Source organism: Burkholderia sp. Bp9031 (genome assembly GCF_003857965.1).
GTDB classification, from domain to species: domain Bacteria; phylum Pseudomonadota; class Gammaproteobacteria; order Burkholderiales; family Burkholderiaceae; genus Burkholderia; species Burkholderia ambifaria_A.
In genome coordinates this window covers 177,942-195,846 of record NZ_QTPW01000005.1, presented here as the reverse complement: position 1 = coordinate 195,846, position 17,905 = coordinate 177,942, and the positions used below count along the sequence as shown (strand labels likewise).

Here is a 17,905-nt window from a genome sequence, read left to right as displayed (position 1 = left end):
ATGACGAAGGTTCAACCCGACTGGCTCGCGCTCGCGACGCGTTTCGCGCAACTGCCCGACGCGCAGCGCGCGGTGTTCATCGACAGGCTCGGCGCGGCCGGCATCGACTTTCGCGTGCTGCCGATCCCGCCGCGCACGCCGCGCAGCGATCGGGTGCCGGCGTCGTTCGCGCAGACGCGGCTGTGGCTGCACGCGCGGCTGATCGACGCGCCCGACGCGTATCACATCACCGAGCGGCTCGCGCTGACGGGCCCGCTCGACGGTCACGCGCTGCGGCTCGCGTGCGATGCGCTGATCGCGCGCCATGAAGCGCTGCGCACGACCTTCGATGAAGCGGAGGGCGGCGTCGCACAGACGATTCATCCGCCGCTGCGTTGCCCGTGGCGCGAGACCGATCTCGACGCGCTGCCCGACGCGCAGCGCGTCGCGCGCGCCGAAAGTATCGCGGCGGCCGACGAAGCCGGCGCATTCGATCTCGGCGCGGCGCCGCTCGTGCGCGCACACCTGATCCGCTTCGACGCGACGCACCACTGGCTCGCGCTGACCGTGCACCACATCGTGTCGGACGGCTGGTCGTCGGGCGTGATGCTGGACGAGCTTGCGGCGTTCTATCGTGCGTATGCGTCGGGCCAGCCGGTGCCGCTCGCGCCGCTGCCGATCCAGTACGCGGACTATGCGCTGTGGCAGCGCCGCTGGCTCGATGCCGGCGAGCGCGATCGCCAGCTGGCGTTCTGGCGCGAACGGCTCGATCCGCAGCGCGGCGTACTCACGCTGCCCGGCGCAGCCGCGCGGCCTGCTCGCCGCAGCGCGCGCGGGGCACGTCATGTGTTTTCGCTCGACGCCCGCACCAGTGCACAGCTGCGCGCCTTCGCGGCCGGGTCGGGCGCGACGCCGTTCGCGGTGCTGCTCGCCGCGCTCGACGCGCTGCTCGCGCGCGCGACTGGCGATGCGCGGATCTGCGTCGGCGTGCCGGCCGCGAACCGCGAGCGCGCGGAAACGGCCGGCCTGATCGGCTTCTTCGTCAACACGCTCGCGATCGACGTCGACGTGCCGGCGCACGGCGATTTCTCGTCGCTGGTCGCGCGCACGCAGCGCGCGCTCGTCGATGCACAGATGCACCAGGACGTGCCGTTCGAGCAGGTCGTCGACGCGCTCGGCGTGCCGCGCAGCGCAAGCCACCATCCGCTGTTCCAGGTGATGGCCGCGTATGGCGAGCGCCGCGCGCTGCCGGCGCTCGGCGCGGCGTCGGCAGCGTTGCTGCCGTCGGGCACGCCGTCCGCGAAATTCGACCTGACGCTTGCCGTCGAGGCGACGCCCGACGGCACGTTCGACGCCGCCTTCATTCATGCGCTCGACCTGTTCGATGGCGACGCGATCGAACGGCTGGCCGCACGCTTCGTCACGCTGCTGGGCGATGCGCTCGTGCGTCCCGACACGCCGGTCGGTGATCTCGACTGGCTGCCGGCGGACGAACGAGCACAGCTCTTCGCGTGGAATGCGCCGGCAGGCGCGGCCGAAGCCGAGCCGTTCGTGCCGGTGCACGCGCGCATCGCCGCGCATGCGAAAGCACGGCCCGACGCACGCGGCGTCGCCGACGTCGATCGCGCGCTGACGCGCGGCGAGGTCGACGCGCGCGCGGCACGCATCGCGCGCAATCTCGTCGCGGCCGGCGTGCGGCCCGAAATGCGCGTCGGCGTCGCGCTGCAGCGCTCGGTCGACCTGCTGGTCGCGCTGATCGCGGTGCTGAAGTCGGGCGCCGCGTTCGTGCCGCTCGATCCGGCCCATCCGCGCGAACGGCTCGCGCAGATCGTCGGCGACGCAGGCATCGCGCACGTGCTGACCGATGGCGCGAGTGCTGCATCGCTGCCCGAGTTGCCGGCCCTGAGCGTGTGGCGCGCGGATGAAGTCGACGCGCTCGACGAGGCGGCCCACGTGACGCTGCCGGACGTGCTCCCCGGCCATGCCGCGTACGCGATCTACACGTCGGGCTCGACCGGCAAGCCGAAGGGCGTGATCGTCGATCACGCGGCGTTCGCGCGGCATTGCGTGGCGATCGCGGAGCGCTACGGTGCTGGCGAGCACGACGTGTTCCTGCTGTTCCAGTCGGTCAACTTCGACGGCGCGCACGAAGGGTGGTTTTCGCAATACCTGTCGGGCGCCGCTGTGTCGGTGACGGCCGACGTGCTATGGCCGCCCGCGCAGACCTGCGCGATGATGGTCCGCGACGGCGTGACGATGACCTACGTGCCGCCCGGCTGCGCCGCGCAGCTCGCCGAATGGGCGCTCGCGCACGGCGCGCCGCCGACGCTGCGCTCGCTGACCGTCGGCGGCGAAGCGACGTCGCGCGAAGCGTTCGCGATGCTGCGCCGCGCGATGCCGAACGTGCGCGTGGTCAACGGCTACGGCCCGACCGAAACCGTGATCACGCCGACCCTGTGGATGTTCCGTCCCGGCGACGATCTCGCGAAGCTTGGCGACGCCGCCTATCTGCCGATCGGTACGCTGGTCGGCGCGCGCACCGCGCACGTGCTCGACGCGCGGCTGCATCCGCTGCCGGTCGGCGTGATCGGCGAGCTATATCTGGGCGGCGAGGGGATCGGCGTCGCGCGCGGCTACCTCGATCGTCCCGCGCTGACGGCCGAGCGCTTCGTGCCGGATCCGTACGGCGCGCCGGGTGCGCGCCTCTATCGCACGGGCGATCTCGTGCGGCGTCGCGCGGACGGCGTGTTCGACTTCATTGGCCGCGTCGATCACCAGGTGAAACTGCGCGGGCTGCGCATCGAACTCGGCGAGATCGAGGCGCAGCTGGCCGCGCACGATGCGGTGCGCGAAACGTGCGCGGTCGTGCACGGGCAGGGCGCGCAGGCGCAGCTCGTCGCCTACGTCGAACTGACCTCGGACGCGCAGGCCGCCGCGCAACCGGTCGAAGCGGCGACGCTCGACGCGCACTTGCGCCGCACGCTGCCCGACTACATGGTGCCCGCGCAGCTGATCGTGCTCGACGCGCTGCCGCGCAACGCGAACAGCAAGGTCGACCGTGCACGGCTGCCGGCGCCGGTGCGCGTCGAACGCGCCTACGAAGCACCGCATGACGGCGACGAAACCGCGCTCGCGGCAATCTGGCGCGACGTGCTGAACGTCGAGCGCGTCGGCCGCGGCGACCACTTCTTCGAACTCGGCGGCCATTCGCTGGCGGCGGTGCGCGTTGCGACGCGCGTCGCCGAGCGGCTCGGCCGCGACGTGCCGGTGCGTGCGCTGTTCGAAGCGCCGGTGCTCGCACAATACGCACGCCAGGTGGCCGATGCGCCGCGCGCCGCACACGCCGGCGCCACGGCGCCGGGCGTCGCGGTGGTCAAACCCGATGCGCACGGCGTGTGGCCGCTGTCGCCCGCGCAGCTCGGCCTGTGGTTCCTGTGGCGCGCGCAGCCGGACAGCGCCGCGTACAACATTCCGGTCGCGCTGCGCGTGCGCGGTCCGCTCGACCTCGAGGCACTGCGCGCGGCGTTCTCGGCGGCGGCGGCCGCGCACCCGGCGCTGCGCGCACGGCTCGTCGTGCGCGACGGCATGCTGCCGGGCCAGCGGATCGACGCCGCGGCGTCCGTCGCGCTGCCGCTCGTCGACCTGTCCGCGCAGCCCGACGCGCTCGCCCGCGCGGCGGCGCTGACCGATGCCGATGCGCTCGCGCCGTTCGATATCGCGGCCGATGCGCCGCTGTGGCGTGCATGCGTGCTGCGGCTCGGCGCGGACGATCACGTGCTGTCGGTGACGATCCATCACATCGTGTCGGATGGCGAATCGATCGAGCTGTGGCTCGATGCGGTGCGCGCACGCTATGTCGCGCTCGTGCGGGGTGACGTGGCATCGGCATCGGCATCGTCGGCAGCGTCGACGACGACGGCGGAAAACACGTCGCTCGTGCTGCCCGCCCCGTGCCATCCGGCTCGCGTCGCGTACTGGCGCGACGCGCTGGCCGACCTGCCATCTCCCATGCTGCCGCGGCGCGCACACGCGCCGGCCGTCCCGCAATGGCGCGCGGCGCGCATCGCGTTCGAATTCGACGCGTCGCTGATCCGTGCCGCGCGCGACGCCGCGTCGGCTGCGCACGCGACGTTGCCGATGCTGTTGCACGCGGCGCTCAACACCGCGCTGTTCCGTGTGACCGGCGCAGCCGACCAGCCGGTCGGCGTGCTCGCATCGACGCGGGAGCTGACGGGCGATGCGGCGCGCGATGCGCTGGGCCTGTTCATCAATTCCGTGGTCGTGCGCACGCAGATCGACACGGCGGCCAGCCGCACCGACGTGCTCGCGCAGGTGCGCGATACGGCGCTCGCCGCTTATGCGCATGCCGACGTGCCGTTCGCCGACGTCGTCGCGGCGCTGCGCGCACCGCGTGCCGCGCACGCCAATCCGCTGTTCCAGGTGATGTTCAACTACCTGCGCCCGACCGGTGCCGCCGCACGCGACTGGGCCGGTTTGTCACTCGCCGACTTCGACGACGTGCGCCATCGCGTGGTGTTCACGCTGGAGCTGGATGTCGTCGAGCATCCGGACGGCCGCGTGAGCGCCGCGTTCTCGTATGCGGACGAACTGCTCGACGGCGGTTTCGTCGATGCGCTCGTCGAGCGCTATCACGACGAACTCGCGCGTTTCGCCGGTGCGCCGGAAGCGACACTCGGCGTGCCCGATGCGCTGTTCGATGCGCCGGCAGCGGCTGCAGTCGGCCCGGCCACTGGCCAAGCAACGCCCGTCAAGACGGCATCGCATGCCCCGAACGCTGCGGCCGCGCTCGCCGCGCTGTGGTCGGACACATTCGCGACGGCCGCGCCGGCGCCCGACGCCGACCTGTTCGAAGCCGGCGCGACGTCGTTCGACGTCGTGCGCTTCGTTGACGCGGCCGGCCGCGCCGGTCACGCGCTGACGGTGGCTGACGTGTTCGCGTCGTCGACGCTCGCGGCGCTCGGCGCGCATGTCGAGGCATCGGCCGAAGCGGCGCAGGAGGTGCGCGATGCTGGCTGAAGTGCGTCCGGACGGATTCACGATGCCCGACACCTGCCGTCTCGCGTTCGCGGACGGCCTGGTCGCTGCGCGCGACGGCGCGGAGATCCGCGTCGCGCAGGGCGACGGCATCGGCGCGCAGCTGCTGCGCGCGCAACTCGCGGACGACGGCACGCTGCGCCTCGTCGCGTACAACCATCGTGCGGCGCCGGCCGAGCAGCGCCGCGCGCTGCTGGCCGCACTCGCCGCGGCGTTTTCCGACGACGTGCGCCGCGCGGCGATCCGTCTCGACCCGGCCGCGTGGCCGGCGGTCGCGCTCGATGCGCTGCGCGCGAGCGGCGTGCTCGCCGACGGTGGCCTGTGCATGCGCGAAGGCTGGGCGCAGCAGGCCGATCTGTGGCGCGTCGGCACGCCGCTGCCGTGCGCGACGCTGCCGATGCTGACCGACGGCCGCCGTCATCCGCGCCGACCGCCCGCGCCGCGCGGCGACGTGTATGCGCGCGACCTGCCGGCGCTCGGCGTGCGCTTCACGCTGCGCGGCTGGCAGCCGGCCGAAGACGCCGCGCGCGTCGCGCGCTGGTTCGACGAGCCGCGCGTGCGCGACGGCTGGCCGGGCACGCAGCCCGGCGCGGACGGTACGGGGCCCGATGCCGATCCGCACGTGAGCCCGCTCGTCGGGTGCTTCGACGGCGAACCGTTCGCCTATGTCGAGGCGTTCTGGCTGAAGGAAGACCCGCTCGCACCGCACGTTGGCGCGCGCGACTACGACCGCGGGCTGCGGATGCTGGTCGGCGAGCCGCGCTGGCGCGGCCCGCATTGCGTGGCGGGCTGGCTGCCGTCCGTCGTTCATTACCTGTTTCTCGACGACCCGCGCACCGAAGCGGTCGGCTGCGCGGTCCCGGCCGGCCGTGCACGGATCGTCGATACCCTCGCGCGGCACGGCTTCGCGCGGCCGCGTCGTCTGGCGCTCGCCGACACGCAGCCGCTGTGGATGTGCACGCAGCGCGAGACCTTCTTCACCGGCCGTCACGTCTGACGGGCCGGTTTCACCGACAAGGGAGCTGAGAGACATGCAGAGAGAAACCGTATTCGACCTGATCGGCGTCGGCTTCGGGCCGTCGAATCTGGCGCTGGCCGTGCGCCTCGAGGAGCGGCGTGCGGCACGCCCGCTCGCCCATTGCTTCATCGAACGCCAGCCGGAATTCGGCTGGCATCGCGGAATGCTGCTCGACGACTGCCGGATGCAGATCTCGTTTCTGAAGGATCTCGTGACGATGCGCGATCCGAAGAGCCGCTACACGTTCATCAACTACCTGTTCGAACGCGGCCGGCTGAACGAATTCGTCAACCTGAAGAACTTCTATCCGACCCGCGTCGAATTCCACGACTACCTGAGCTGGGTCGCCGACGCATTCGACGAGCACGTCCACTACAGCGAAACCGTCACGGCGATCGAGCCCGTGCGCGGCGACGGCGCGCGGATCGACGCGCTGCGCGTGGTGTCGCGCGACGCGGCCGGCCACGAGCGCCGGCGCGCGACGCGTGCGCTGTCGGTCGGCGTCGGCGGCACGCCGGCGGTGCCGGACGCGTTCGCCGCGCTCGGCCGCGATCGCATGATCCATTCGTCGTCGTACCTGACCGACATCGACCGGCTGGTCGCGTCGCCGGATGGCGAGCGCCGCCGCGTCGCGGTGATCGGCGCGGGGCAGAGCGCGGCCGAGGTGTTCATCGACCTCGCGCGCCGTTTCCCGCACGTCGACGCGAGCCTCGTGATGCGCGCGGGCGCGCTGAAGCCGGCCGACGACAGCCCGTTCGTCAACGAGATCTTCAGCCCCGAGTTCACCGACGTCGTCTACGCACAGCCGCACGATGCGCGCCGCGCGCTGCTCGAGCGCTACCGCGACACCAACTACGCGGTGGTCGACCGGCCGCTGATCGAGCAGATCTACGAAATGCTGTACCTGCAGCGCATCGACGGCACGCCGCGTCATGCGCTGCTCGCGAACAGCGCGATCGAGGCCGCGGTGCGCACCGCCGACGGCCGCATCGAGCTGACGCTGCGCGACCGGATGAACGGCGCCACGCGCGTCGAACGCTTCGACGCGCTCGTGCTCGCGACCGGCTACCGACGCGACACGCATTCGGCGCTGCTCGAAGGGCTCGCGCCGTATCTCGGCGATGCGCTCACGCGCGGCGACGTCACGCGCGACTACCTGCTCGCGACGCCCGAGCACTTCGCGCCGCGCATCTACCTGCAAGGCTGCTGCGAAGACAGCCACGGCCTGTCCGACACGCTGCTGTCGGTACTGGCGCGCCGCGCGGACGAGATCTGCGCGTCGATCGAGGAAGGGACCGCGCCCGCCCATGACGACGGCGCGGCCCGGGCACTGCATGAACAACGACATCAAAACGGGGCGAGCGCGGGCCGCATGGCTTTCGCTCTTTGACAAAGGCGCGGTCGGAGACCGCATCGAAAAAGTGGAGCAGAGAAAGATGGAGTGGGCAACAGGCACGCGTGTGCGTGCGATCGCAGCCGCGGCAGGCGTGGCGTTCGGGATGGCGGCAGGCCACGCATTCGCGCAGACGGCGCCGGCTGTGAACGCGGGCGCCGCGGCGTCGGCCGGCAGTGCGCAAAACGGTGCGGCGGCCAATGCGTCGAGGAGTGCGCCGAACGGCTCGACGACCGGCACGCTGCCGGCGATCAACGTCAACGCGGGCGCGGAAGGAGACGGCACGGTCGGTCTCGTCGCGAAGCGCAGCAGGACCGGCACCAAGACCGATACGTCGATCGATGCAATCCCGCAGACGATCAACGTCGTCACCGCGCAGCAGATCGAGATGACCGGCGCGACCGACGTGAACGCGGCGCTGCGCTACGTGCCGGGCTTCTCGTCGTACGGCTCGGACAACCGTTCCGACTGGTACGCGGCGCTGCGCGGCTTCACGCCGACTGCCTACGTGAACGGCCTGCAGGTGCCGAACACGCTGAACCTGTCGAGCTGGCGCGTCGATCCGTACATGATCGACAGCATCACCGTGCTGCGCGGGCCGACGTCGGTGCTGTACGGCGCAGGCGACCCGGGCGCGATCATCGACGTGCAGACCAAGACGGCCGACGGCGAACGCGTGCGCGAAGCCGGCGTGCAGTTCGGCAACTATGCGCGCAAGCAGTTCATGATCGACGTCGGCGACAAGCTCGACGCGGACGGCAAGTATGCGTACCGGTTCGTCGGCGTCGCGCGCGACGGCAACGCGCTGACGGGCCCGAACAACGACCAGCGCGTCGCGCTCGCGCCGTCGTTCCGCTGGCGCCCGGATGCGGATACGTCGCTGACGCTGTCGGCCACGTACCTGCAGGACTGGGGCGACATCTCGTCGAACTTCCTGCCGGCGCAGGGCACGGTGCTGCCGAACCCGAACGGGCAGCTCGGCAAGGACGTCTACGGCGGCGATCCGGATTTCAACTACTACCGCAAGAAGCAGTGGTCGCTCGGCTACCAGTTCGAGCGGAACCTGAACGCGATGTGGACGTTCCGGCAGAACGTGCGCTGGATGCACCTGTCGCTCGACAACGGCTCGGTGTTCGGCGCGGGCCTGGCCGACGGCAGCACGACCGACATCAACCGCTGGGCCGGCGTGTTCCAGACGAACTACAGCCGCTTCGACATCGACAACAACCTGCAGGGCCGCTTCGGCACGGGGCCGCTCGAGCACACGCTGCTGCTCGGCTTCCAGTACAACCGGCAGACCGCGACCGACAGCGAATGGCTGGCCGCCGCGTCGACGTTGAACATCTACAACCCCGTCTACACGCCGGTCACGCTGTCGGTGTTCTCGCCGCCGAACACCACGTACCGCACCAACACGTACACGACGATGAACACGTTCGGGCTGTACGTGCAGGACCAGGTCAAGTGGAACCGCTGGACGCTGACGCTCGGCGGCCGCGAGGACTGGGTCAACCAGCGGATGGACGACCGCGAGGGCGGCACGCAGTCGAAGGCCGACGTCACGGCGTTCACCGGCCGCGTGGGCCTTACGTACCAGGGCGACTACGGGCTGTCGCCGTACGTCAGCTACGCGACGTCGTTCAATCCGCTGATCGGTGTGAACCTGTACGGCGGCGGCCTGCCGCAGCCGACGCGCGGCAAGCAGATCGAGGCCGGCCTGCGCTGGCAGCCGGCCGGCCGGAACCTGATGCTGAGCGCGGCGATCTACCAGATCAACCAGACCAACGTGCTTACGCCGACGCCGACGAATCTCGATCCGTCCGGCACGACGTCGATCCAGACCGGCGAAGTGCGCTCGCGCGGGATCGAGCTGAACGCGACCGGCAAGCTCACGCGCAACCTGTCGCTGATCGCGTCCTACGTCTACCAGGACGTGAAGAACGTGAAGGCGAACGACGCATCGCTGAACAACTGGCCGGTCGACATTCCGCGGCCGCGCCAGATGGCGTCGCTGTGGGCGGACTGGACGTGGCACACGGGGCCGCTCACCGGCTTCGGCCTGGGTGGCGGCGTGCGTTACCAGAGCGCGTCGGCCGGCGCGGCGGACAACTCGCTGACGGTGTCGAGCTACACGCTGTTCGACGCGGGCGTGCACTACGACACGCGCAACTGGCGCTTTGCCGTGAACGGGACGAACCTGTTCAACCGCCACTACATCAGCGGTTGCCAGTCGACGAGCGTCTGCATTTTCGGTACCGACCGCACGGTGATCGCCACCGCGAAATACAACTGGTGACGCCGTGCGCCGCGGCGTGCCGGCCGGCCTTCGGGCCGGTGCGGGCGGGCCGCGGCGCCGTCGTCCGCTTTTTCCACGACGCCTCCATGCCGAAGAAAAATCTCGTCTACATCCAGTCGCTGCGCAACGGCGCGGCCGATCGCGCGGGCCAGCCGGTCGCTTACCAGGGCGGCACGCGCTACATGAAGGCGCCGCTCGAATTCCTCGTCGAGCGCCTGAACGATTCGCCGCTCGGCGAACGCTATGCGCTCAAGGGCGTGATCGTCGACGACGACGAAGGCTCGCCGGCCGATCGCGCGAAGGTCGCCGACTACGGCTTCGCGCGCACGCCGGGCCGCCCGTGGATCCTGCCCGACGGGCTGACCGTGCAGGGCCGGCCGGTCGACGAACTGTTCTGCACGATTGCGTCGACATACCGCCGGCTGCCGCGCGACGCGCGCGAGCGCGTGACGGGCAAACAGGCGTTCGAGCGCCGCCTGCTCGAACGCCTGCTCGAACTCGACGCCGACGTGGTCGTGCTCGACGGACTGCTCGTGATCCTCGACGAGCTCGTGCGTCCGGGCGCGCGCTTTCACCGCCGCATCGCGAACATCCACCCGGGTATCACGGCCGACGATTCGCCGTACCAGCGGCGCGGCGCGTGGGCAACGCTCGACGCGCTGCACGGCGCGCGCGGCGAACGGGTCGACTGGGCAAGCGGTGCGACCTCGCGCGTCGAACCCGTGACGATGACGGGCGCATCGTTCCACTACGTCGACAACGGCATCGATTCCGGCGAGGTAATCTGCGACGTGCTCGACACGCCGATCGCGCCGGACGACACGATTCTCGAACTGCGCTGGAACAACTTCCAGCGCAGCCTGTTTCCGGCGCTCGAGCGGGGGCTGCACGTCCTCGCCGACCGCCACGACGCGGGAGCACTGTGATGGAAGACACGCTGACGAAACCGGCCGGCACGGCAGATACCGTCGAAGGCGAGGTGGCCGCGGCACTGGACGGCGCCGCGCACGCGCAGGCGACGCCCGCCGCCGAGCACGCGCTCGACGCGTGGCGGCCCGGCGACCCGCCGGCCGCGCTGCTCGCGGAATTCGTCGCACTGTTCAACACGGACACGCGGCACGACACGGCGACGGTGTCCGTGCCGCTCGGCGACGCCGATCCGGCGGCCGTCGGGTCGTACGTCGAGCGCGCGGTGCGCGAAGGCGTGATCGACGGCGCGCAGGTCGCGGGCGACCGGCTGCGCCTGAGCGCATCGCGCGCGACGTTCTGGCAGAACCCGCAGCCATGGTTGAAGGCGCCCGCATCGGGCGGGATGCCGCTGCGCTACACGATCACGAACGGCCATCGGCATCCGGTGCGACCGCCGTCGCCGGCCGGCGAGATCTATGCGCGCGACATGCCGCAAGTCGGGATGACGTTCAGCCTGCGCACCGTCGACATCGATGCGCATGCGCGGCTGTTCAGCGACTGGATGAACCTCGATCGCGTCGCGCATTTCTGGGATCAGCGCGGCACGCTCGACGAGCACGCCGCGTATCTCGCGCAGCGGCTTGCCGATCCGCACATGCATCCGATGATCGGCTATTTCGACGATACGCCGTTCGGCTATTTCGAGTTCTACTGGGCGAAGGAGGACCGCCTCGCGCCGTTCTACGACGCGCACGACTACGATCGCGGGCTGCACCTGCTGATCGGCGACTCGCGCTTCCAGAGCGCGGGCAAGCTGCATGCATGGTGGAGCGGGGTGCTGCACTACATGTTCGTCGACGAACCGCGCACGCAGCGGCTCGTCGGCGAGCCGCGCGTCGATCACGTGCGGCATATCGCATACATGCACCGGCTCGGGTTCTACACGCTAAAGGAGTTCGACTTCCCGCACAAGCGCGCGGCGCTTACCGTGATGGAGCGCGAGACATTCTTCGACACTTTCCGGTTGCCGTGACGGGACGGCGGCGCGAAGCGTCGGTGCGCGGATTCGCACGCGGCGACGTTTCGCGCGGCTCGAATGGCCGCGGGCATCGGCCGTTCGGGATATGGATCGGGCGGGCGGCATGAGGAAGAATGGATCGCATCCTCATCACGCACAGGTCATGACGACATGGCAAGCACATCCGCGATCGCATCGGGCACGCTCCCCGATCCGCGTTCCCCGACATTGACATATGCCGGCATATGCCTAAAATGGGCGCATCGTACTCCCGTGGAGTGGCTCATGCGCACCGTTTCCATTTTCAAGAACGCCCGTAACCAGGCAATCCGCATCCCGAAGGACATGGAATTCGAGGGTGTCACGGAACTCGAGATTCGCCGCGAGGGCGACACGCTGCTGCTGCGTCCGGTGCGGCCGACGTGGCTGTCGTTCGCCAGTGAACCACTGGCCGATGCCGACTTCCTCGTCGAGCGCCCGGCGATCGTCGAACCCGGCCGCTTCGACCTGTCCGGCGCCGATGACGACGCACCGACGGAGTCCGGCCGGTGACCACGCTCTACATGCTCGATACGAACATCTGTTCGTTCATCATGCGCGAGCGGCCGCCCGTGGTGTTGTCCCGGTTGCAGTCGTGCGTCAATGCGCAGCACCGGATCGTCGTGTCGGCAATTACCTATGCCGACATGCGGTTCGGCGCAGTCGGCAGAAAGGCTTCGCCGAAGCATGCCGAACTCGTGACGGCCTTTGTCGCGCGGCTGGACGGCGTGCTGTCGTGGGATACCGCAGCGGTCGATGCGACGGCCGCGATTCGCGTCGACCTTGCCGCACGTGGCACGCCGATCGGCGCGAACGACGCGTCGATCGCCGGTCACGCGATCGCGGCCGGTGCGGTGCTTGTCACGAACAACCATCGCGAGTTCGGCCGTGTAGCGGGGTTGTCGCTCGAAGACTGGACAGCCTCGGCATAGGGGCGAATGCACGATGGCGCTGCTGTCGCGCGGCGCGCCAGCACGTCATGCCCGCGGAACGGGCGGATCCGCGAGGAAAGCCGAGCGGAACGCGTCGAGATACCGGTCCGCGTCATCGTTGAATTCACCCGGCAGCAACGCGAACGCACGAGCCTGCAGATCCTGCACGAGCGTCGCGTAAATCGCTTCGTCGGATAACAGCGCGCGGATCGCATCGTACGTTTTCGGTGAAGCAATGCCCTTCGCATCGCGTGCCAGCAGCGCCGCCGCTGCCAGCTCCGGCTGGAAATCGTGCAGTTCGACCAGATCGGGCGCAACGTCCCAGATGCGCTCGCGATTGCCCGCGTCGTGAAAATGCGTGAGCAGGAACAGCAGATCGTACGCGTCGCTGTTCTGGCGCGCGCGCCGGTCCTTCCACGCGAGCAACTTCAGCAGCGCGAGCGCCGGCAGGCTGGTCACCGGCACCACAATGCCGGCGCCGATCGACACGGCCAGCGCCGTATCGACCGCCTCCTGAAAGCCCAGCACGTTCAGCACGAAGTCGCCGCCCGGCGGCCACGCGATTTCGCCGGGCGGCGTTTCGAGCGGCCCGAACGGCACGAGATCGAGCTCCGTGCGAAAACCCTGCGTCCCGCTGTCGAACAGCAGTTTCTGCTGATGTTTCGGCGCGCGCGCGAATTGCCCGGTCGCGACGAGCGCATCGACGAGCCGCTCGTGAAACGGCCAGCTCACCGCGCACACGGCGACATCGACGTCCCGCGTCGCGCGCACCGGCCGGATGCCGTGGACATGCCACATCAGGATGTCGCGCGCGGTTGCGCCGGCGACGACGAATGCCGCGTCGAGTGGCGCGCAGGCTGCGCCGACCGCCTGCAGCAGCGTGACCGCCGCCGGCTCGAGCGGCCGGCGTGCGTCGACTTCAAGCGGGCGGGTGGGCGAGGTATCGGTCATGGATGTATTCGGCAGCGGCAAGATTGCGGCTGTCCCCGGACGAGACGAGATCCGCGTAGATCAGCAGCGGCGGCACGAGCGGCACGTCCTGCTCGCGCCAGTCGAGCGCCGGCGACGGTGGCCAGAATGCTTCGAGCAGTTCGACGTCGCCGTGCTCGTCCGGGCGCAGGCGCGCCTGGAGCAGCAGGCGGTTCGACGCGGCGCCGTGCGTATAGACGGTGATCGCGGCGGGTTTCAGGTCGTGCGTGAGCAGGTCGGCCGCCGGTTCGCCGCCGAGCTGTGCGTCGAATGCAGCGAAATCGAAATTGCGCCACCAGTCGGGCGCGAGCGCGGCAAACCGCCGGCTCGGCAGTTTCGCGCGCAGGCGGCTCGGGTACAGTGCAACCCATTCCTGCACGAAACGCGGCCAGTCGGGAAACCGGCGCTCGCCGTTGCGCCGCTGCGCGACGAGGCCGCGAGCGATCAGGTCGTCCATCGCGAGATTGACCGTGCCGAGCGCGACGTCCGAGGCGGCGGCGATCGCCCGAAGCGGTTGCGCGACGAGGCTCGGCTGCGTCGCGAGCGCAAACATCACGGCGAGCCCCTTGGGCGTCGTCGCGCGCGATGCCGGCCGGCGCGGTGTGCGTACCGGTTTCGGCCGGCCGGAGATCATCACGGTCGCCTCCGGCTGGACCAGGCACGCGTTGCCGGCGGTATCGAGATACGGGATGTCGTGATCGATCAGGCGGGCAGCCAGTTCGGCTGAAAAATACGGCGCGACCAGCATCAGCGGCCGCTCGCCGGGCGTCGGGGTAGCGCGATGGCGTAACGCGGCGAGTGCGCCCTGCAGCGATTCGACGCCGACGCTCACAACAGCCGGCATCTCGAAGGCCTGTCCGGCAATGCCGAAGCGGATCATCGCATCGGCATGCGCGCTGCGGGCGGCCGGCACGCGCACGGGCCGTGCGTTGAAGCGCCGGGTCGCGCGTTCGAACGCGGCGCAGGCTTCGTCGAGCACGTGTTGTTCCGCTATCGGCAGGGTGGCGTTCTTGGGCATCAGGGCGAATCGGTTGTTCACTTTTTTATCAGCGTACACAAAAAATGTACGCCCGTCAAAAAATGAACAAACTCGCTCAAGCCATTGAGGTAAATGAATTATTTAAGAATATCGAACTGCAATCAACGAACGCCCCCGCCTGAAAAATCGAGACCGAACATGCAGTGTCGCGAATCCCGATCGCGCACGGTAGTCGCCCGAATGGCCGGTTTGTGACCGCCGAGCGAGTCGCCATGTTCCGCCATCACGGAACGGCAACTCCAGGTTGTCTCAGTGACGACTTTCTGTCTGCCCGGTTGCCGCTCAACGGACTATCCTTGCCTGCACATTCCCCACCGAACCCAGGAGACGACACCGTGACGCACAGCGTGATCCCCGCAGGCCTCGCCGACGAAATGATCGAGATCCGGCACCGCATTCATGCCCACCCCGAGCTGGGCTTCGAGGAATTCGCAACGAGCGATCTCGTCGCCGGGCAGTTGCAGGCATGGGGCTATACGGTGCATCGCGGGCTCGGCGGCACGGGTGTGGTCGCGCAGCTGAAGGTCGGCAACGGCACGCAGCGTCTCGGCCTGCGCGCCGACATGGATGCGCTGCCGATCCACGAGTCGACCGGCCTGCCGTACCAGAGCACGATCCCCGGGAAGATGCACGCATGCGGTCACGACGGCCACACGGCGATGCTGCTCGCGGCCGCGAAGCACCTGGCGCGCGAGCGCCGCTTTTCCGGCACGCTGAACCTGATTTTCCAGCCGGCAGAGGAAGGGCTCGGCGGCGCGAAGAAAATGCTCGACGACGGGCTGTTCGAGCAGTTCCCGTGCGACGCGATCTTCGCGATGCACAACATGCCGGGCTTCCCGACGGGCAAGTTCGGTTTCCTGCCGGGGCCGTTCATGGCGTCGTCGGATACCGTGATCGTCGACGTGCAGGGGCGCGGCGGCCACGGCGCGGTGCCGCACAAGGCGATCGACCCGGTCGTCGTGTGCGCGCAGATCGTCGTCGCGCTGCAGACGATCGTGTCGCGCAACGTGTCGCCGCTCGACATGGCGATCGTCACGGTCGGTGCGATCCATGCCGGCGAAGCGCCGAACGTGATTCCCGATCGCGCGCAGATGCGCCTGTCCGTGCGCGCGCTGAAGCCCGAGGTGCGCGACCTGCTCGAGACACGCATCAAGGAAGTCGTTCATGCGCAGGCGGCCGTGTTCGGCGCGACCGCGACGATCGACTACCAGCGCCGCTACCCGGTGCTCGTCAACGATGCGCAGATGACCGCGTTCGCACGCGGCGTCGCGCGCGAGTGGGTCGGCGAAGCGAACCTGATCGACGGGATGGTGCCGCTCACCGGCAGCGAGGATTTCGCGTTCCTGCTCGAGAAGCGGCCGGGCAGCTACCTGATCATCGGCAACGGCGACGGGGAGGGCGGCTGCATGGTGCACAACCCCGGCTACGACTTCAACGACGCGGCGCTGCCGACCGGCGCGTCGTACTGGGTCAAGCTGGCCGAGGCATTTCTGGTGTGACGAAGAAGGCGACGTGCGGGCCGGGGCCGGGCATCGGTGCGCCGATCGCGGTGATTGCATCCGGCATGTACCTGACGTTGGTACATGCCCATCGTGTTCAAAGGCAGTGATTCATGTCGCTAAAAGCCACCGTTTCCCGAGACAAGCACTTTGCCGAGTGCGTCGACGCTGAAGTGCGGTCGAAGCGATGTTCCGAGAGCGACATCGTGCGAGCGAGATCGCGGCTGCTTGAATCACCTGAAGCACCGGTGCGCGTGCTGCGCGACGCGCTGAAGGCCGGCGAGGCCTCGGGCGATCCCGCGACGTTCGACGGAGAAATCTTCCTGGCCCGCATGCGGGCAACGCATGGCGGATAAGGTCAGTCAGGTCACACGATTCCTGCCCCGATCTTGAAGGCGGTTGGCGTCGTGCCGCCGAACATGGGCCGCTCTCGCAAGCTGACCACTCATATCTCGAACACGTCCCCGCTGAACAACGCCGCCGCCGCATCCGGATTCGACGGCCAGTACATGTGCATGTACGTCGCGACGATCGCCCCCGCGCGATAAACGGCTTCGCCGCTGCCGGGCTCTCCATCGGGCCGGGCGGCGGTCGCCACCGGCGCCAGCGGCGTGTCGAGCCGCGAATAATGAAACGTGTGTCCGCGTATCGGCCCGGTGCGCGTGTCGAGCTGCTGCATCCCGAGCGCCGCGAACCGGCGCTGCATCGTCGCATGGCCTGACAGCAGCCCGAGCATCGGTGTCGTCGCGCCTTCCACGTCGGTCAGCGACTCGCACAAATACACCATCCCCCCGCATTCCGCGACGATCGGCCGGCCGGCCGCCGCGTGTGCGCGAATCGTCCGCGCGGTCACGGCATTCGCCGCGAGCGTCGTCGCATGCAGTTCCGGATAACCGCCCGGCAGGAACAGCGCGTCGCAATCGTCGGGCACGGGCTCGTCGGCAAGCGGCGAAAAGAACCGCAGCTGCGCGCCGAGCGCATCGAGCAGCGCGAGATTGGCCGGATAGATGAACGAGAACGCCGTATCGCGCGCGATCGCGATCCGCTTGCCGGCCAGCGCACGCGGCAGCGGAGCGCCGACGTCAGGTTCCGCGAACGAGACGGCGGGCGGCAATTCGGCGAGCGCCGTCTGCGCGAGCACGTCGGCCGCACGATCGAGCCGCGCATCGAGATCGTCGATGTCGGCCGGCTGGTGCAGGCCGAGATGCCGTTCCGGCAGCGCGATGCCCGCATCGGCCGGGACGTGCCCGAGCCAGCGCAAGTCGTCCGGCAGCGCCTGCCGCAACAGTTCCGCGTGACGCGGCGAGCCGACGCGGTTCGCGAGCACGCCGTGAAACGGCACCTCCGGCCGGAACCGCGCGAGCCCGAACGCGATCGCCGCGAACGTCTGCGCCATCGCCTTCGCCGAAATCACCGCGACGACCGGCACGCCGAATGCCGCCGCGAGATCGGCGCTGCTTGGCGTGCCGTCGAACAACCCCATCACGCCTTCGATCAGGATCAGGTCCGCTTCGCGCGCGGCATCGGCGAGCAGCGCCCGGCAGCCGGCTTCACCGACCATCCCGAGGTCGAGCGCGTGCACCGGCGCGCCGCTCGCGCGTTCGAGCAGCATCGGATCGAGAAAGTCCGGCCCGGTCTTGAACACGCGTACGCGCCGGCCGAGCCGGCGGTGCAGCCGCGCGAGGCCGGCCGTAACCGACGTCTTGCCCTGGCCGGACGCGGGCGCGCTGACGAACAGCGCGGGGCAGGCCGGCATCGG

General features: G+C 69.6%; 13 protein-coding genes. 10 read left to right on the top strand and 3 right to left on the bottom strand.

The genetic code is table 11. The features are described 5' to 3' along the window. The 8 genes from DIE15_RS09205 to DIE15_RS09170 all read left to right on the top strand — a co-directional run bounded on the left by DIE15_RS09205 (position 1) and on the right by DIE15_RS09170 (position 12,639). Entirely contained in the window at positions 1 to 5,016 is a 5,016-nt protein-coding gene (locus DIE15_RS09205) for a non-ribosomal peptide synthetase (RefSeq protein WP_124833031.1), read from the top strand. Beyond that, positions 5,006 to 6,031: a GNAT family N-acetyltransferase gene (locus tag DIE15_RS09200; protein WP_124833030.1), complete on the top strand. Its 1,026-nt coding sequence runs from the start codon at positions 5,006 to 5,008 to the stop codon at positions 6,029 to 6,031. The genes DIE15_RS09205 and DIE15_RS09200 overlap by 11 nt, the downstream gene beginning before the upstream one ends. A gap of 34 nt (positions 6,032 to 6,065) precedes the next feature. Continuing rightward, positions 6,066 to 7,442 carry a lysine N(6)-hydroxylase/L-ornithine N(5)-oxygenase family protein gene (locus tag DIE15_RS09195; RefSeq protein ID WP_124833029.1) on the top strand — a complete coding sequence of 459 codons (1,377 nt, stop codon included), beginning with the start codon at positions 6,066 to 6,068 and terminating at the stop codon, positions 7,440 to 7,442. A gap of 46 nt (positions 7,443 to 7,488) precedes the next feature. Further along, the gene (locus DIE15_RS09190) at positions 7,489 to 9,741 is read left to right on the top strand and encodes a TonB-dependent siderophore receptor (protein WP_124833028.1); all 2,253 of its coding nucleotides are present in this window, start codon (positions 7,489 to 7,491) and stop codon (positions 9,739 to 9,741) included. Positions 9,742 to 9,827: 86 nt separating this feature from the next. Further along, complete coding sequence (locus tag DIE15_RS09185) at positions 9,828 to 10,667, top strand: formyltransferase family protein (RefSeq protein WP_057924511.1); 840 nt, start codon at positions 9,828 to 9,830, stop codon at positions 10,665 to 10,667. Beyond that, positions 10,667 to 11,683: a GNAT family N-acetyltransferase gene (locus DIE15_RS09180; protein ID WP_124833027.1), complete on the top strand. Its 1,017-nt coding sequence runs from the start codon at positions 10,667 to 10,669 to the stop codon at positions 11,681 to 11,683. Before DIE15_RS09185 ends, DIE15_RS09180 begins: the two co-directional genes overlap by 1 nt. Before the next feature lie 270 nt (positions 11,684 to 11,953). Continuing rightward, a complete protein-coding gene (gene vapB / locus DIE15_RS09175) occupies positions 11,954 to 12,220 on the top strand; it encodes a type II toxin-antitoxin system VapB family antitoxin (protein WP_057924455.1) in 267 nt (88 codons plus the stop codon). Beyond that, complete coding sequence (locus DIE15_RS09170) at positions 12,217 to 12,639, top strand: PIN domain-containing protein (RefSeq protein WP_124833026.1); 423 nt, start codon at positions 12,217 to 12,219, stop codon at positions 12,637 to 12,639. Before vapB ends, DIE15_RS09170 begins: the two co-directional genes overlap by 4 nt. A 45-nt stretch (positions 12,640 to 12,684) precedes the next feature. On the opposite strand, the gene DIE15_RS09165 is transcribed toward DIE15_RS09170, so the two are convergent. Next, entirely contained in the window at positions 12,685 to 13,590 is a 906-nt protein-coding gene (locus DIE15_RS09165) for a nucleotidyl transferase AbiEii/AbiGii toxin family protein (RefSeq protein ID WP_124833025.1), read from the bottom strand. After that, positions 13,559 to 14,626 carry a type IV toxin-antitoxin system AbiEi family antitoxin gene (locus DIE15_RS09160; protein WP_124833024.1) on the bottom strand — a complete coding sequence of 356 codons (1,068 nt, stop codon included), beginning with the start codon at positions 14,624 to 14,626 and terminating at the stop codon, positions 13,559 to 13,561. Before DIE15_RS09160 ends, DIE15_RS09165 begins: the two co-directional genes overlap by 32 nt. Positions 14,627 to 14,982: 356 nt before the next feature. On the opposite strand from DIE15_RS09160, the gene DIE15_RS09155 reads away from it, so the two are divergent. Together DIE15_RS09155 and DIE15_RS09150 are read left to right on the top strand one after the other, a co-directional pair. Further along, positions 14,983 to 16,146 (top strand): M20 aminoacylase family protein, encoded by a 1,164-nt coding sequence (locus DIE15_RS09155; protein ID WP_124833023.1) that lies wholly within the window; start codon positions 14,983 to 14,985, stop codon positions 16,144 to 16,146. Positions 16,147 to 16,259: 113 nt separating this feature from the next. Next, positions 16,260 to 16,502 carry a type II toxin-antitoxin system ParD family antitoxin gene (locus DIE15_RS09150; protein ID WP_057924458.1) on the top strand — a complete coding sequence of 81 codons (243 nt, stop codon included), beginning with the start codon at positions 16,260 to 16,262 and terminating at the stop codon, positions 16,500 to 16,502. 89 nt (positions 16,503 to 16,591) lie between these two features. On the opposite strand, the gene DIE15_RS09145 is transcribed toward DIE15_RS09150, so the two are convergent. Further along, positions 16,592 to 17,902 (bottom strand): cobyrinate a,c-diamide synthase, encoded by a 1,311-nt coding sequence (locus DIE15_RS09145; RefSeq protein WP_124833022.1) that lies wholly within the window; start codon positions 17,900 to 17,902, stop codon positions 16,592 to 16,594. Between the last annotated feature and the right edge of the window lie 3 nt (positions 17,903 to 17,905).

What these genes read in the sequence shown, in the direction of transcription:
- DIE15_RS09205 (WP_124833031.1), top strand. Translation starts at nt 1, where the DNA reads ATGACGAAGGTTCAACCCGACTGGCTCGCGCTCGCGACGCGTTTCGCG.
- DIE15_RS09200 (WP_124833030.1), top strand. Translation starts at nt 5,006, where the DNA reads ATGCTGGCTGAAGTGCGTCCGGACGGATTCACGATGCCCGACACCTGC.
- DIE15_RS09195 (WP_124833029.1), top strand. Translation starts at nt 6,066, where the DNA reads ATGCAGAGAGAAACCGTATTCGACCTGATCGGCGTCGGCTTCGGGCCG.
- DIE15_RS09190 (WP_124833028.1), top strand. Translation starts at nt 7,489, where the DNA reads ATGGAGTGGGCAACAGGCACGCGTGTGCGTGCGATCGCAGCCGCGGCA.
- DIE15_RS09185 (WP_057924511.1), top strand. Translation starts at nt 9,828, where the DNA reads ATGCCGAAGAAAAATCTCGTCTACATCCAGTCGCTGCGCAACGGCGCG.
- DIE15_RS09180 (WP_124833027.1), top strand. Translation starts at nt 10,667, where the DNA reads ATGGAAGACACGCTGACGAAACCGGCCGGCACGGCAGATACCGTCGAA.
- vapB (WP_057924455.1), top strand. Translation starts at nt 11,954, where the DNA reads ATGCGCACCGTTTCCATTTTCAAGAACGCCCGTAACCAGGCAATCCGC.
- DIE15_RS09165 (WP_124833025.1), bottom strand. Translation starts at nt 13,590, where the DNA reads ATGACCGATACCTCGCCCACCCGCCCGCTTGAAGTCGACGCACGCCGG.
- DIE15_RS09160 (WP_124833024.1), bottom strand. Translation starts at nt 14,626, where the DNA reads ATGCCCAAGAACGCCACCCTGCCGATAGCGGAACAACACGTGCTCGAC.
- DIE15_RS09150 (WP_057924458.1), top strand. Translation starts at nt 16,260, where the DNA reads ATGTCGCTAAAAGCCACCGTTTCCCGAGACAAGCACTTTGCCGAGTGC.
- DIE15_RS09145 (WP_124833022.1), bottom strand. Translation starts at nt 17,902, where the DNA reads ATGCCGGCCTGCCCCGCGCTGTTCGTCAGCGCGCCCGCGTCCGGCCAG.